Source organism: Gemmata palustris (genome assembly GCF_017939745.1).
GTDB classification, from domain to species: Bacteria; Planctomycetota; Planctomycetia; order Gemmatales; family Gemmataceae; genus Gemmata; species Gemmata palustris.
Window position 1 is genome coordinate 7264355 of record NZ_JAGKQQ010000001.1, and the last position, 14433, is coordinate 7278787.

10 protein-coding genes and 1 pseudogene are annotated in these 14433 nt (G+C 60.6%); 2 read left to right on the forward strand and 9 right to left on the reverse strand.

Annotation, left to right across the window (positions count from 1 at the left end; genetic code table 11):
- Positions 1–3: 3 nt before the first annotated feature.
- The 9 genes from J8F10_RS30120 to J8F10_RS30160 form a co-directional block, all read right to left on the reverse strand.
- Positions 4–3039: a DUF1156 domain-containing protein gene (locus J8F10_RS30120; RefSeq protein ID WP_210660199.1), complete on the reverse strand. Its 3036-nt coding sequence runs from the start codon at positions 3037–3039 to the stop codon at positions 4–6.
- Positions 3018–3599, reverse strand: a complete 582-nt coding sequence (locus J8F10_RS30125; RefSeq protein WP_210660200.1) for a hypothetical protein — start codon at positions 3597–3599, stop codon at positions 3018–3020. The genes J8F10_RS30120 and J8F10_RS30125 overlap by 22 nt, the downstream gene beginning before the upstream one ends.
- Positions 3596–4900 carry an HD domain-containing protein gene (locus tag J8F10_RS30130; RefSeq protein WP_210660201.1) on the reverse strand — a complete coding sequence of 435 codons (1305 nt, stop codon included), beginning with the start codon at positions 4898–4900 and terminating at the stop codon, positions 3596–3598. Before J8F10_RS30130 ends, J8F10_RS30125 begins: the two co-directional genes overlap by 4 nt.
- Entirely contained in the window at positions 4897–8337 is a 3441-nt protein-coding gene (locus J8F10_RS30135; RefSeq protein WP_390891121.1) for a helicase-related protein, read from the reverse strand. The genes J8F10_RS30130 and J8F10_RS30135 overlap by 4 nt, the downstream gene beginning before the upstream one ends.
- Positions 8338–8828: 491 nt before the next feature.
- Positions 8829–10184 carry a hypothetical protein gene (locus J8F10_RS30140; protein WP_210660203.1) on the reverse strand — a complete coding sequence of 452 codons (1356 nt, stop codon included), beginning with the start codon at positions 10182–10184 and terminating at the stop codon, positions 8829–8831.
- Positions 10181–10546 (reverse strand): hypothetical protein, encoded by a 366-nt coding sequence (locus J8F10_RS30145; RefSeq protein WP_210660204.1) that lies wholly within the window; start codon positions 10544–10546, stop codon positions 10181–10183. Before J8F10_RS30145 ends, J8F10_RS30140 begins: the two co-directional genes overlap by 4 nt.
- Before the next feature lie 135 nt (positions 10547–10681).
- Positions 10682–11017, reverse strand: a complete 336-nt coding sequence (locus tag J8F10_RS40975; protein ID WP_210660205.1) for a DUF1580 domain-containing protein — start codon at positions 11015–11017, stop codon at positions 10682–10684.
- Between the two features lie 94 nt (positions 11018–11111).
- On the reverse strand, positions 11112–12101 hold the full coding sequence (locus J8F10_RS30155) for a hypothetical protein (RefSeq protein WP_210660207.1): 990 nt from the start codon (positions 12099–12101) through the stop codon (positions 11112–11114).
- A 179-nt stretch (positions 12102–12280) separates the two neighbouring features.
- Positions 12281–13750 carry a tetratricopeptide repeat protein gene (locus J8F10_RS30160; protein WP_210660209.1) on the reverse strand — a complete coding sequence of 490 codons (1470 nt, stop codon included), beginning with the start codon at positions 13748–13750 and terminating at the stop codon, positions 12281–12283.
- Positions 13751–14025: 275 nt separating this feature from the next.
- On the opposite strand from J8F10_RS30160, the pseudogene J8F10_RS40980 reads away from it, so the two are divergent.
- Both J8F10_RS40980 and J8F10_RS39390 read left to right on the forward strand, forming a co-directional pair.
- A pseudogene (locus J8F10_RS40980) lies at positions 14026–14244 on the forward strand (helix-turn-helix domain-containing protein); the annotation flags it as partial.
- Between the two features lie 9 nt (positions 14245–14253).
- On the forward strand, positions 14254–14409 hold the full coding sequence (locus J8F10_RS39390; protein ID WP_246523661.1) for a hypothetical protein: 156 nt from the start codon (positions 14254–14256) through the stop codon (positions 14407–14409).
- The last annotated feature ends 24 nt before the right edge of the window (positions 14410–14433 follow it).

Consider the following 14433-nt stretch of genomic DNA (forward strand, 5'->3'; position numbering starts at 1 on the left):
GCGCTACAGCCCCAGGCTCTTCTTGCGAGTGAGCACGCCCTCGACCCACCGGCGCTCGTCGGTGCCCGGCGGGTACAACGAGGAGAGCGCCTGCGCGAGCTTCCAGAAGTTCGCATTCGTGCCGACGCCGTCGTCCACCAGGAACCGCTTAAGTAACTCGCCGCGTTGGGCGCCGAACATGATCATCGCTTGGTGTACGCGGTCAAGTACGGTCGTCCCGGGCGGCGGGGCCTTCAGGTCGACGACGGTCGTCTTTGTAGTTCCTGCGGACGTCTCGGCTTCTTCCATGCCGGGGATCGGGCCGGTCACCTGCTTCTTCTTTTTGGCGGGCTTGGCCTCGGTTTCTTTCGTATTTTTGCCGAACAGGTGCTGGGTGCGTTCGGCGACGGACAACAGCCGGGCCTTCTCGCCCTTTACCTCGACGATCGTGTCGCTCTTCTCCAGGTGGATGCCGAGCCCCTGCGCGATCTTGCGGGCGGCGTCGAACTCCAGGCTGAACCCGTTGACCTTCACGGCATTCGGCGCATCCTCGTCGGCTTCGTCCACGTCTTCTTCGTCGGCCTTCTCGGGGGTCGGCTTCGCGCCGCCGCCGATCGTCCACAGCCAAACGGCGGTGAGCCGGGCGTCTGGTTCAAGGCCCGAAGTGTCTGCGTCGCGGAAGATGGTCGATATGGCCTCATTCGAGACCGCGGCCCAGACGTGTTCGAGGTACTCCTTGAGCGGAACCGGGTCGCCGTTGGACTTCTCGACGCGCGAATAGCGGGAGAAGATCTCCAGCGCCGGGCCGAGGCACGCGAAGATCGCATCCGCCCCGACCACGCCCTCGCTCACTAGACGGGGCATCCACTCGTGTATTCGCTTCGGTAACTCGGAAAGCACGTCCCGCCAGTCGCCAGCTTCGTCTTTCATGCGCGGGCGGCAAACCAGATGCACGGAAGAGGCAAGCGTACTCTGCCGGACCGCAAGAACCCGGGCCGCGCGTTCCGTATCGATTGGCCACGACGCGGTTACCTGCCAGCCGGCGCGAAGAAGTGCGTTGAGTAGGGATTCCCAAGCGTCGGTTTCGCTATGGGCGAAAACAACAAGGCCGATTGCATCGTTTGCGGTTATCCGCATACATTCGCGAAGGGCAAGCTCCATATTTGTTTCATAAAAATTGCGATCCTTCTGCAAGTGCGCAACTTCTGAATGAGGTAGATTTTGAACGATTTCTAGTGATTTGGGAGTGAGCCTTTCAGATAGCTCTGGGTGATCACTTACTGCCAGCATCCTGCGAAGCCAAACATAGAAAAAGTCCGATAAATCACTGTACGGAATGGAGTAGTAATACGGCGGATCTGTAATCATCGCATGAACTGAATCGTCCGCGAGTGGGTGTTCGGTCGCCGAATTGCAGTTAACGGTCCCAGTGGACACCTGCTCAACAGAGTTGTATTCAACGACGAGGCGAACCCAGTTTAGCGCCCCTTCAAAATTCCCCGAACCATCAGCGAAAGGTTGGCATTCGGGCCATTCCCAAACAATCGGGAGGGCCTGTCGGCCGAATGTGTGAGCAATGAATTCGCCAGATGTTGACCATACGGTAAGAGATGTAAGATAATCGGCCTGTCGATCAACTGCAAATGCTAGAAGCGTTTGGACGGCCCTTGCGAATCGTGATTCCAACCGGTCGGAAAATTCGGCGCGAAGTTGTGCGACATAACGTGCAAGTGTCGTCAGCGTGAGCGCTTGACGAGGTGTGAATATTTCAGCAAAGCCATTAATGCCGTACTGAGGAAGTGGGATTCTACGCGGCTCAATCCCCGTAAATTTTTCGTCTGGTACAAGGCTCAGTACCCCAGTATGTTCGCTCTTGCGCCTCTCCAATTCGATGGACGCTTTCCGCACGACTTCAAGATCGCGCTCCGTTGGCAAACGGTAGAAACGACCTTGAACGTCGGGCTTCGTCGTCACAACGCAAAATAGCCGAGCGTCAGCAGCACCACCACGCCGCTGCTTCAACTGGACCCGTACCGACTTCACGGGCGTGGTGAACCCGCAGCAGGGACAGGTAGCCGACCCACGTTGTGCGATACCGTTCCCGACGTCCTTCGGTGTCGCTTTCGTGATGATTTCGAACTCGATCAGCTTGGCTTCCTTGTTCGGCACGATCTTCAGCGCGACCGACCGCTCGCCCTTCTTCGCCAGCCACAGCGACCGTATGAGAGGCACTTCCGCCCCGCATCCACCGAGGGCCGAATCGCACGTCACCGTTCGCGCCCACAGGTACGCGATCGGCGTCGCACCGTCCTCGTCCTTCGGGTAGAACTCGGCGAGTTCCTTCTCAGCCTGCTCCTTCACCCACGCGCCCCACTTGCGGACCTCGTCGGCGAGCTTCTGCCCGTACTTCGGGATGTATTCCAACACGACCTTGTTCAGCAGCACCGCGACCGGGTTGAGGTCGCTGGCGAAGGCGTCCGCGCCGACCCGCAGCGCCTCCAGCGGGATGCTTCCGCCGCCCGCGAACGGATCGGCGACGAGCGGACGTGTGCCCTTCTCACCGCCGAGCGCCTCGTGGGCCGCCTGGGTGAGCGCGCGTGACGTTTCGAGGTACGCGGGGACCGTGGAGTTGTCCCAGTTGGCGAAATCGGCGATGAAGTCGAGCAGCGCGAACCGGAGCACGTTGAGGGCGTCGGGGTCGGTCGCGTCGAGCGGCTTCCCGGCCTTCGCCATGACTTCCCACCGGGTCAGGCTCGCTTCCGACGCCGACTTCTGTAACTGCTCCTTCTCGCTGGTGATGCCTTTGGGGTATACTCGTTGCGCGAACGCGAGGATGTGCTGGGCCGCCGCGTCGCGGAACACCTGTGGGCAGAGCGGGTCGGCTGGATCGGGCCAGAGCGAGGCGCAAATGACCGCTCGACACGCTGCGAGTGGCCGGCGCGCCCACCAGATATGGAGCGTGGAGATGTGCCCGTGCCGGATCGACTTCTCGCGCCGTGCGTGCGCCGAGATGCGGGCGATGGGGAGGTCAACTTCGATCAGGCGCTTGGGGTAGTGCATACGTCGGTTGTCGGGCTGGGGGCCACCGCCCGCGCCGCCGCGATCAGCGCGTCGGCCTCGGCGACGGCGGTGTGGGCGGCGTCGAGCGGGATGTGGGGCTTGAGTTCATGCAACCGGGCGGCCCGGTCGGCGGACGTCTTGCGGTCCGGCTCGCGGAGGGTTAGGAACACGGCCGTGGCCAGCCGCTCGAGTTCGGCGATCCCCTTGGACCCGAGCTGAGCAGCGACGAACTCGGTCTGCGGGCGGTACGCCGCCCGCGTTTTCGGGTACTGGCGGAGGAACGTCTCGCTGTTGCCGCCGAGGTGGAGGCCCGGGCCGTAGGGTGGGCGGGGCACAACGGCGAGCAGGCCATCGGCGAGCTGGGCCGTCAGTTCGTTCTTGAGGTCGAAAGAGTAAGGGCCGTGCTTGTACAGAACGAAGTTGAACCCGAGGGGCACGCCGAGCATTTCTTGGAAGATGAACGTCGCCTTCTGGACGTGGGTCTCTCCGCACCAGCTCCCCCGCTCTTTAAGCGCGTGAAGCAGTGACAGGAGTACGGCATCTTTTTGAATCTCGGTCATGTTTCGGTTCCCACCTCGGGCGAGAGCATGCGCTCGCGATTATCTCGGAGCCACCGCTCGGCTTCCAGCTTCTTGTCCTGGGCAACGAAGATGTAGTCGAATCCCGCGACCGGAAGACGGTTCAGGATTTCCGAGAGTGCCAGAGCCGAACAAACCCCGCCCCTTGTCCAGACCGGAAAGTCGATGGCACGGTTCCGCTCTCGGTAACGGGCATAGTGTACGGAGGTTGATGAAAAACGCGATGCCAGTTCCTCGGCGAAGACCGCGGCCGCATTGACGTTCTTTGCCAGGTCTTCGGGGTTCCGCTGGTACACCAGCCGGAAGTGTTCGCGCTCGGCGATCAACCGGGCGGGCACACAGCCAGCGTGCGCTGGGGTCCGGGCGGCGGCGAACAGTTCGGCTGTGAGTTCGTTATCGGTCATCTGGAGGTGCTGCTCCAGATCGAGTGAAAATTGCCCGTTCGGTAGTCCGGCCTTGAAGAACGAGACGAGGTGGTGGTCGTAGACCCTCCGCACCGGGTGGAAGTAGACCTGGGTGTACATGAAGTACCGTGCCAGGAGCAGGGCTTCGGTCGCGTGCAACCCGCCGGAATCAATGCCGAGGGTGAGTTCGGCATCCCGGTCGGCGGTTTTGGGCAAGATGCGCAGGTTGTCGATCAAGCGATTGTGGTCGAACTGCCCGTAGGCGACGCCGGCGTGGTAGCCGTCGCGGAGCAGGTAGTCAATGCGGTCCGCGCCGAAGGCGTCGCCGGTGATGATCTCGCTGAGGATCGCTTCCCAGTCGGAAAATGCGGGGCTCGGGTACTTGCCCGGCCCGACGCCCAGGCGCGCGACGTCGGCGGGCTTGATGTTCAATGCGTCCCACAGTGGACGCATGAGCTTACTCTCGACGAGCGCGATCGTGAGGTGCTCATGCTTCTTTTTGTCCGGGAGTAACTCTTCTCCGGCGTGCGAGAACGGCAGGTGACCGATGTCGTGGCAGAGGGCGGCCATGCGCACGACCCGCCGCCAGCGCTGGTGGTCGAACGAACCGAACGTCGGGACGAGATCGCGGGCGGCCTCGGACACCAGATTGGCCGGGTTGGTGACGATGTCGTACACCCGCCCCGCCAGCTCCATGACGCCGAGTGAGTGCTCGAACCGCTTGTGCGTGGCGCCGGGGTAGATCAAGTACGTCAGGGCGAGCTGGTGGATGTATCGGAGCCGCTGAACGGGGCGCGAGTCGAGCACCTGGCGCTCATCGGTGTCCAGGCGAATAAACGTGTGGATCGGGTCCCGCAGCTCGTGAAGGCGCTTGTTCATGTTCCTTTCCGACCGACCAATTCTTGCGGCCCGATCTGGTAGTGTTCGACGGTCATCACCGGCTTCCACCCGAGCCGAGCCGGGTCGTTGATCGCGTGCAGCTCGGGCGTCGCGGCGCAGTTGAACACCGCGTACAACCAGTAGTCGCCCTTGAGCCGCTGGGCGGTGCGGTATTCGTTCTCGCTCAGCGCCACCACGCCCACACCCGCGCGGCCCTTCACCTCGATGAACCGCACCTCGAGGAAGGTCAGCGGGTCGTGTGGGTGCGGCCGCCGGCTGATCAAATCGAACCCGCGGTTCTCGCTCTCAACGCTCTCGACCACCCATCCGCGGGCCTGTTCGTGCTTAATCGCTTCGGCCACCGCGATCTTCTCGATCTCGTCGTCACGGACCATCGGCGCCAATTGTGGACTGGCGCGGTCGGGGTGCGGCAGGAGCGCAGCTCGGCCGATGTGGGTAATATCTGCGATCGTGCAGTGTCGTTCCAGTTCCAATTCGCGTTTCCGCGTGTCGCGCCGCGTGTTTAACTCGTCCAGATGAAGTTCTGCCTGAGCGATTAACCCGTCGAGACCCTGGACCGTTTGTCCCTCGATCTGCCGATTGAGGAACTCCCCGAGCTGATGCTGCTGGCGGTCGATGAGTGCGTTTAGGCTGATTTCGACGTGCTGCTCGACGCGCCCGACCTCGCGTGCCCGAGCATCCGCCGCGCCGGCCGCCCACGGCTTCAGAGCGTGCTCGTACAGGAACCGTTCGACCTGTTGGCGCTCCGGCACCACGAGGTTGGTCGGTGCGGTCGTGCCCTTCGGGCTTGGAGTTACGTCGTGAAGGATCGTCGGCTCGTGCAGTGCCATTATGCCGCCGGCCAACGTTTCGACCGCGAACAGCCGGCGGTGCAATGTGAACCCGCGCCCGTCCTTGACGGACGCCGCGAAGACATCCAGCACGGCCGGGCGGTCACGGTGCAAGTCGAAGAACACGGCCCCGCGACGCAGGTGGTCCTCGACACGCGCCAAGATGTCGGTCCGCACCGCTTCAAACAGCGGGTGGCCGGGGGTGACCCACTCCGCGGCCGGGTCCGACGGCAGCACGGCCTTGTCAAATGCTACCTTGCCGTACTCGCGCCCGAGCTTACCAAACTTTGGCTCCTGGGCATCGCCGATCGCGAACAGGTTGCGGGGCGTCTTCCCGATCCGATACACGCGGCTGTTCGGCGCCGTGATTCTCGGCTGCACCCCGGATTCCGGCGCGGCCGCAATGAAGAACTGCTCGATCACCTCGGGCACCAGCCGCCGTTCCTTGGCTTCCGCGCTCTTGCCGACCACCGCGGAGAGATTCAGTTCCCGCTTCGCCAGCCCCTCCAGCGCGCTCTCGGTGATGGCCCGAAACCGGTCCGGGCTGACGTCCTTCACGATCCGGTCCTGGATCTTGTGCTCGTCCGTGAGCCGTGCGTACATGTCGCGGAACAGCTTCTCCAGGAGCGTCGAAGGGAACACCTCGCCGACCACGTCGAACACCTGATCGGTGCCGAGTTCGCGCCGAATTTCGCGGAGCCGGTCGAGCAGCTTGTGCAGCACCCGGCCCTCGCGCGTGTTCTGCGCGACGAAGTTGAACACGAGGCAGTCCTTTTCCTGTCCGTACCGGTGGATGCGTCCCACGCGCTGTTCGAGCCGCACCGGGTTCCACGGGATGTCGAAGTTGATCATCAGCCAGCAGAACTGTAGGTTGATGCCTTCGCCCGCGGCCTCGGTCGCGACCAGCACCTGGGCCGACTCCTTGAACTCACGCTCGGCGTAGATCCGCGTGCCGACGGTGTCACGGTCGCCAATCTTCATCCCGCCGTGGATCTGGGTGACGCTCAGCCCCCACTGGCGCAACTTGCCGAGAGGGCGCCCGTCGCGCCCATCGCCGACGAGATAATCGAGGGTGTCCTTGTGTTCGGTGAACACGAGCAGCCGCATCTTCGGGTCGGCGAACAGTCGGTGCTCGGTCAGCACCGAGCGGAGCTTGCTCAGTTTCGACTGCGTTTCGCGCGATTCGAGGCACTGCGCTTGGTCAATGAGGCGCGATAGCTGCGCGATTTCCTGGCGCAGCACTGTGGGATCGGCGGACAGCACCTCGCCCTCGAGCCGCGAGATGATTCGGGCCTGCTCCTCGTCGGTGAGGTCGTCGAAGTCGTCGGGTATGCGCTGTTCGATCTGCCCGCGGCGATGGGCTTCCGGGTCTTCGAGGATATTCTCGCGCCGCTCCCGCATCCGCTCTAAGCTCCGCCGCACCGCGTACACGGACGAGGCCATGCGGCGCTGGAGCAGGGCCATCGTGAACCCGATCGCCCGCCCACGGGCCGTCTCCTCGCCCGCGGCGGCCGTGGACTGTTCCTCGACGTATCGGGTCAGCTCGTCGTAAAAGGCGAGTTCGTCGCCGTCCAGATCGAACGCGGCGGTGCGCACTTCCCGCTTGGTGAACAGTTTCCGGACCTCGCCCGTCTCGGGGTGCGGGAACGTGACCAGCGCCTCCTTGGTGCGTCGAAGGTAGAACGGGGCATCGTGCTCGCGCATCGCATGCTGGAGGCTTTGAATGCTGCCGTACACGTCGGCGTCGAGAAGTGCGAGGAACCGCCGGAAGTGGTCCTGGTCCCCCTTGTGTGGAGTCGCGGTCATCAAGAGAAAATGGTCGGTCATCTTGGAGAGCGCTTCACCGAGTCGGTAGGCATAGGTCTTGCGGTCGTCGGCCGGTGCGCTCATTTTGTGCGCCTCGTCCACGATCACCAGATCCCACCGCGACCGGAGCAGGCTCTCCCGTGCGTCCTCAATCACTGATACCCACGACACGGACGTAATGACCTGGTCCTTGTCCTGCCACGGATTCTGCCCGTAGTTGGCGCGCAGTACGTCCCCGCGAACAACCTCGAACTTCTCACGGAATTTGTCAGATAGTTCGCGTTGCCACTGAAATGTAAGATTGGCTGGGGTGACGATGAGAACCCGCTTGACTAAACCGCGCGCCTTCAGCTCCTTGAGGAGCAACCCGGCCATGATGGTCTTTCCGGCGCCGGGGTCGTCGGCGAGCAGAAAACGGATGCGTGGCAGACGGAGGAAGTAATTGTAAACGGCTTCGAGCTGATGCGGGAGCGGGTCTACACGAGCAATAGAGAGCGCGAAGAACGGGTCGTACTCGTATGCCAGCCCGAGCCGCTGGGCCTCAACACCGAGTCGGAACAGCCGCGCGTCACCGTCGAGCGGCTCTTGCCCGGAGGAAATGGTCAGCTGGGCGAGCTGGGCGGGGTTGAGGATCGGATCGTAAGTGAGTCCGGTGCGTAAACCGCGCCCAATGAGTTTGACCGCGTCCCCCATTGGGATGACGGTCAGCACCTCTACCGGCTCAGGTAGTGTGGGACCGCGGACAACGTTGCCCGTTGAGAGAGAAAGGGCGGAAGTCATTAGGCACTATGCTCTGTTAGCGGCTCGCCATTCTTGGGAAAGCGAACGCTCCCCCTTAAGGTATGAGAAGGGAGCATAACCGACGACATGCCGTGCGCCCAGGTGCGCAGTGCGGCAACTGCTGTAAGGACACAAACTCTCTGGCGTGAAGATACCTGAAGGAGCAGCTCGGAGAAACAAGCCTGCTCTGTGCAGGGAATGCTGTTAGTGGCTTCTCGGCCCGGATGCGGGCATTTACGACTTGGTTAGGGCTTGCCCTCAGACGAAGATGTTCGGGCCGTATCAAACTCTGCCCGTCCCCTGATTCAACCCGCTCCCAACCGGGTTCGGAGTTCTGTCAGAGTTTGTAAGTGAGTGAACACGGTGACTCGGTTACAGTAATGGGAGAAAAGGGAGAAAAGGGAATTAAGTGGTATTCGTTCCCTTTTCTCCACTCTTTCCCTTCTTCGCCCGGTCACGCAGCGGAGAAGGGATGAGCGCCACCAAGATGTTCAGACGCGACTAACCCCGGAAGTGCACCAGCGCTCCGCAGGACGGCCGCTCGTGTCATGATGCTCAACCCGTGCGAGGCTTTGCCCTGAGAGAAGGCCAAGTGCGTTCTCGATCCGCTCGGCTGCCATATTCTTACCGACCTTGTCGCGAATTTCGGTTCTCGTCAGGCCGGTCGTTGACTCACGTAGCAGCGCGAGGATCGTGTCAGCCAGTGGGTTGCCGGTTGAGTCACCGAACAGGCACTGCACCGACTCGTCGGCATAATCCCATACCGCCAGGGCCGCCCTCAAGTGTTCGGCCCGAACGGCCGACGATCGGTCGAGGGCGGCGTAAATAAGGCTCAGTCGAAGGGTGTGAGCTTCGGCCCGTGCGGTCAGGTGGCCAGCTAGCCCATACCGATCACGAGAAAGTATCGGGTACACTTCACGCCATAGATCGTTGGCCTCGTTATCACGGCATACTTCTCCGACCGCGTTGGCAAAGCGTATTGCCTCGCTCACCTCACGGGCGACTTCAGCAAGCTCTGCTTGGTTGACAGTACCGCCATTGGGAAGGAGTTTTGATCGTTTGACAAGAAGCCAAAGAAAGCGATTGCCGAAGCCGTTCGCGCTTTCCGTAGCTGTGAGGTACCGGCACAATTCTTCTCTTGTGATGTGCCCGACAATAGAAACGTGCGCATCCGTCGCTTGACCAGGGCTGGTCTTTGTCATGCTCCGGAGAGTGCCCGTCTCCCAAGCTTGTCGCAACACGGCCGAAAGCGTGTTTCCTTGTCGCTCTGTCTGCTTCAGTACGCTGGCGAACTCTGACTCCAGAACAAAGAGACGTTTGTCCCCGATCCCCAGGTCCGTTTGTACCATTTCATATCGTGGTGCTTGGCCTCGTTCCTTGACCCTCTCTGATTTTTCGGTCGGGTCTCGCACCTGCCAAATCAAACCTTCGCTACTGGATAGCCCGGACTGAACACATTTATCGGACCAATGAAAGTCAGTGAGTTGCGCGATTTTCTTCACCCGTGACCATGAAGTGCCTTTGCGAGCTTTGGCCGATTGTCCAACGAGAACGGCGAACTCATTTAGATAGTGCCGGTCGCCCTCAACCGTGGCGTACATAGTGCGTCCGATCGCGCTCCCAACAAACAATAAAAACTGAACGAGAAGAGCGACCGGGTCGGCCTCGCTCGACTCCGAAACCGCACGGACGAACCGGCCAACGAGACCGCGGTACGCCGCTGGTGCCATCGGGCGTGGCCATTTAGCAGTTGCGTCTCGAACAAGAGGGCCGTTAATTTGAGTAGGTGAAGTTTCGAGGCGTGAGGATCGAACTCGTTTGCTGCGGGCCTCATCAAGCGCGCTCATCGTGACCCTCCGGGAAGAAGGGGCTCTAGATTTGCGACTGCCGTCGCAATTTGGGCAACATCCTTCAGTAGCGTGGCCAAAATTGGTATTTCCGCGAGCTTCGCAGCAAGGAACTCGGGCTGCTCCTCAAGAGCGATTCGCAGGCCACCAATGACGAGATCGGTCAACTGATCGCGCAACTTCTGGCGTTCAGCCATTGCTTCGTTGAGTTCGGAAATAGCTTCATCCAACTCACTGCGTTGTTCGCCGATGCGCGCTTTCCACTCGCGGCGCTTGGCGTCTTCGAATCGCTGATTTGCGAGCTCCATCTCATCCCAAGGCCATCCGCGCTTGAGGATCGCATAAGATGTGGTATGATTCATTTGTTAATCCAAGGTAATCGCCCGCTGTCACACCATTCGCGAGTCGACCCCGACAGGTCGGCTCGCGGAGTTTCAGGGGCATGGAGCGGCTCGGGTTTGCCAGTAACGCTCCGACGACTTCGAGCCGCGATTCGGTTAAGCCCCCATAGCCTCCAGCTCTGCCGCAGCGCGCTCGCTCATAACCTGCCGCGCTGAGGGCGAGCGGAGGGGGGCAGAGCCTTCGCCTTCGCTGAGAGACTCTGTGAAGCGCTGAAGGGCCGCTTCCGAAGTGAGCCAGCGGCAACCGACCCGAAGGGCTTCCAGCTTCACCCGCGTGCCGTTCAGACCCTTCACCCCCTTGAGGATCCAGCGTGTTAGGGTGGCAGGGTGTAACCGTGTTGCTCCGCGGTGCCCCGGATAACGTTTTGCAGCTTGTGACAGGGGAATTAGGAGCTCGCCGTTCAGTGGCGGTGTCGAAGAGGTGCTCGTCATGTTATGCCTCGCGCGTTGAGTAACCGGACGCGAGGTATCTTTTGAGATGCAAGCCGACCGATCCACCCGCGATGCACCCGCGATGCACCCGCGATCAAAGTGGCTGCCAGAGGATGCCGTCCGCAGCCCCGTTGAGAGAGAACTTGATATGCTGAAGACGCATGTTCAGAGACTCTATTGTTTTCGCAAGTTTGCCCTTCGGAAGCGGATCACTGATTGCGTTGGGCCAGCCCTCTTCTTGAAAGGCGTTGAGCACTTTCACTTGGTGAGGTGCTGTTTTCTTAAACCGTTTACATTCCTGGCCGCGGAACCGTAACACTCTTTCGGTGTCGTCCCATTCAGGAAATTCGCTCGGTGGTGGCGCCTCGGACGGGGGCATGGGTTTGGAAGTGGTGGGTTCGTCATGACTCATCTCGCGCCACCAACGCTCGATGAGTCGTGAGATGGCATTTTCCTTATCGTCATCGGCGCGTTTCAGGGCGCCAGACAAGATGGGCTGCTTATTGTCGTTGACATGCTTCACGTCGCCAGACGAGACCGTTCGACGGGCCAGGCCACGATCGTACAGGGAGGTTTCAATCGCACTGCGTCTTTTCCTGTGTCGTCTGGCAAGTTCCGCCACTTCGAGAGCCAATCGCGCGCAGGCTCCGTGTTGGTGGGAAGGGATCCCCTCCGGGATTAGCTGTGCGAATAACGGCCCGGAACGGGTGAGACATTGCCGGTTGAAGGCATAGCGCTCCTCGACGGACAGCCCGCAGTACCATCGTTCTCGTGTTGTTGAGCGTTCCTGTTCTTCCTCCAGCCAGAGTTGGCGCAGCGTTGCATCGCGTGCGGTCGAGTTGGAGAGCCCGCGGGAGGTGAACTCTTGGATGATCTCCTCGTGGCGGGCGATGAAGCGATTGGTGACCGCCTCTTCCACTTCGCTGAGTTGCGCGAGCTTGCCGAGTAGCCCAAAAGACAGCGGTATTGTTGGGCAGCGACCTCGTTCAGGTAGATCGAATGGAGGAGGAATTTGGTCTAAGTTCGGGCCAATCGCTTGCAAAAATTCACTCACCAAGTGAGTGGGATCAAATGAGTTGGACATCTGCTGTTCCTAGATGGGCACGCCCGCCCGGCAACCATCTCGAAACAGCAAAAGACGATTGCCGAGCGAGCCAGCCGGTAGCTACTCCGGCCGTCCCAACAATGAGTTTACAGCCGCCCGGCTACGGAACGATGTCAGCAGATTCATTGCGCGATTGCACGACGGAAGGTGCATTCGCACTACTTCGGATCGAGGCGGCGTGCCTCATCGCGATCCTTCTTTGCCTTGGCATAGTCCTTTTTGGCATACCACGCATTGCCACGAAACGAGTAGTAGGAGGCGACATTAGGATCGAGCCGGATAGCCTCGTCGTAATCACTTATTGCTTTGTCGTACTCCCCCTTGTCTGACCAAACGCTCCCCCGAAGAAAGTAGTAGAAAGCTTCATTCGGATTGAGCCGGATGGCCGCGGTATAGTCTCGAATGGCCTCGTCGTAGCCTTTTTTTCCTTCCCAAGCGTGGCCGCGGTTGAAGTAGAAATCCGCGACGCTCGGATCCAATCTGATGGCCGTGCTGTAGTCCGCGATAGCCTTCTCGTAGTGCTTCTTTTTCTCCCAGGAGTGCCCGCGGTAGCAGTAACGATGAGCGTCATCAGGAGCAAGGCGAATGGCGTCATTAAAGTCGCTGATCGCCTGATCGTAGTCCTTCTTGGCGTGCCAAGCGAGGCCCCGATTGCAGTAAGCGAGAGCGGAGCGCGGGTCAAGTTGGATGGCCGCGTTGAAATCCTTGATGGCCTTATCGTAGTCTTGCTGCTTCATCCAATTAAAGCCGCTTTTGATGAGTACACTCGTGTCTGGTTGCTGAACCAGCGGAAATTGTGTTAGTTCCTTTTTGGCGTTCCACTGAAGCAGAAGATGCGCGACGGATGATGCGGGAACTGCAAAGTTCAAGTTCTGGCCGCTTCTGAACGTAGCGGTCGTCACGTCGACGACTTTTCCGTCGGCCGCGAGCAACGGGCCGCCACTCGACCCCGGGCTGATCGGCGCTGTCGTCTGAATCTCGGTGATGCGATCGATTTGCCGATGTCCACTAACAAGACCGTCGCTGAGGGTGTTGGCGAGGCCGAGGGGATTCCCAATGGCGTACACCTTCGCACCAACGGCCGGAAGCCCACCTTCGGCAAGTTCTAAGGGGGACGCATCGACTTGGCCCACCAGCGCGAGGAGGGCAAGGTCGGCATCCCTGTCGAACGCCGCCACGCCCACCACCGCTACTTTGGTTTTGTCTGGGAGAACGATGTGCGCCGAATAAGCCTTTGCGACGACGTGATAGTTCGTGGCGATCAGGCGTTGTGTGCCTACCAAGAAACCGGAGCCCGTGCCGCTGGCGCGCCATTGCCGATCGTGAGTGATCACCTGAACAACCGCGGGTGAGCTGCGAGCGAAAAGCACATCGGCTTCGAGTGGAGAGCGTTTTGCGGCACCATCGGAGTCCTTCCCACTACCCCTCTCCCTAGCATCTTTTCCCAAAACCTCGCTAATGAAGTCCTGAACATCCTCTTGCTCGGTACCTGAATCTTTGACCTGCTTGTCCGGTTCAACAGCAGGTCGAGCAACGGTTTCTTTGAGCGTCGCTCGCTGAACGTTTTGGAAGCCGTAGAAGCCGCCAACGAACACGACGGCAAACACGACGGCAATGGCCAAAGTCATTCGCGCCGGGCGCTCGGCGCCAGCGTCGTTAACTGCTAACGGTTTGGCTGTCGTAGTTGGTTGGTGAGGCGCGCGGTCAACGTGGCGGCGCGGAATTATGCGATCCTCAGCCATTTGGCACCGTTGGCCCACCGGTTCACTCTCGGTGGTAGAGCGAAGTTCCGAATTTATTGCCCCCGCAGAGTAACCCTAGAACCAAAAAAGGAGTTGTACAGCGCCTTTAGTGGAGTCGTGGAGCTCCTACCCCGTGACGATCATGGGCGTGGGTGTTCTTTATGGCAAAACGGCCGAAGAAGCGGATCAAGCAAGACGAGGTAGTGTTGCTGTTCGCTTCGCGTCTTCGCGAATTGAGAACCTCTCGTGGAATGTCACAGGCGGAGTTAGGCCGGAACGCGCACGTCACGGCGAGTTATGTCTGGCGACTGGAAAATGGGACCGTGTCACCGGGCATCGACCTCGTAGCACGACTCGCAACTGCCCTCGGTACAACGACTCATGATTTGATGCCAACGACCGCTTCCCCTGACACCCTCGCGATCCTCAGCAACCGCGCCCGTGAGTTGCTCGACGCGCTGCTCGTAGCCGCGGATCGCGAAACGCTTCTCATGCTCAACCCACTCCTGGCCCAACTCGTCGCCGCGGCCGAGCGTCGTCGCTGAGCGCTCGCCCATGCGGTTGCGGGC

Bases quoted from the DNA above. Each gene is read 5' to 3' on its own strand.
- J8F10_RS30120 (WP_210660199.1), bottom strand. From the start codon at position 3,039: ATGCACTACCCCAAGCGCCTGATCGAAGTTGACCTCCCCATCGCCCGC.
- J8F10_RS30125 (WP_210660200.1), bottom strand. From the start codon at position 3,599: ATGACCGAGATTCAAAAAGATGCCGTACTCCTGTCACTGCTTCACGCG.
- J8F10_RS30130 (WP_210660201.1), bottom strand. From the start codon at position 4,900: ATGAACAAGCGCCTTCACGAGCTGCGGGACCCGATCCACACGTTTATT.
- J8F10_RS30135 (WP_390891121.1), bottom strand. From the start codon at position 8,337: ATGACTTCCGCCCTTTCTCTCTCAACGGGCAACGTTGTCCGCGGTCCC.
- J8F10_RS30140 (WP_210660203.1), bottom strand. From the start codon at position 10,184: ATGAGCGCGCTTGATGAGGCCCGCAGCAAACGAGTTCGATCCTCACGC.
- J8F10_RS30145 (WP_210660204.1), bottom strand. From the start codon at position 10,546: ATGAATCATACCACATCTTATGCGATCCTCAAGCGCGGATGGCCTTGG.
- J8F10_RS40975 (WP_210660205.1), bottom strand. From the start codon at position 11,017: ATGACGAGCACCTCTTCGACACCGCCACTGAACGGCGAGCTCCTAATT.
- J8F10_RS30155 (WP_210660207.1), bottom strand. From the start codon at position 12,101: ATGTCCAACTCATTTGATCCCACTCACTTGGTGAGTGAATTTTTGCAA.
- J8F10_RS30160 (WP_210660209.1), bottom strand. From the start codon at position 13,750: ATGACTTTGGCCATTGCCGTCGTGTTTGCCGTCGTGTTCGTTGGCGGC.
- J8F10_RS39390 (WP_246523661.1), top strand. From the start codon at position 14,254: ATGCCAACGACCGCTTCCCCTGACACCCTCGCGATCCTCAGCAACCGC.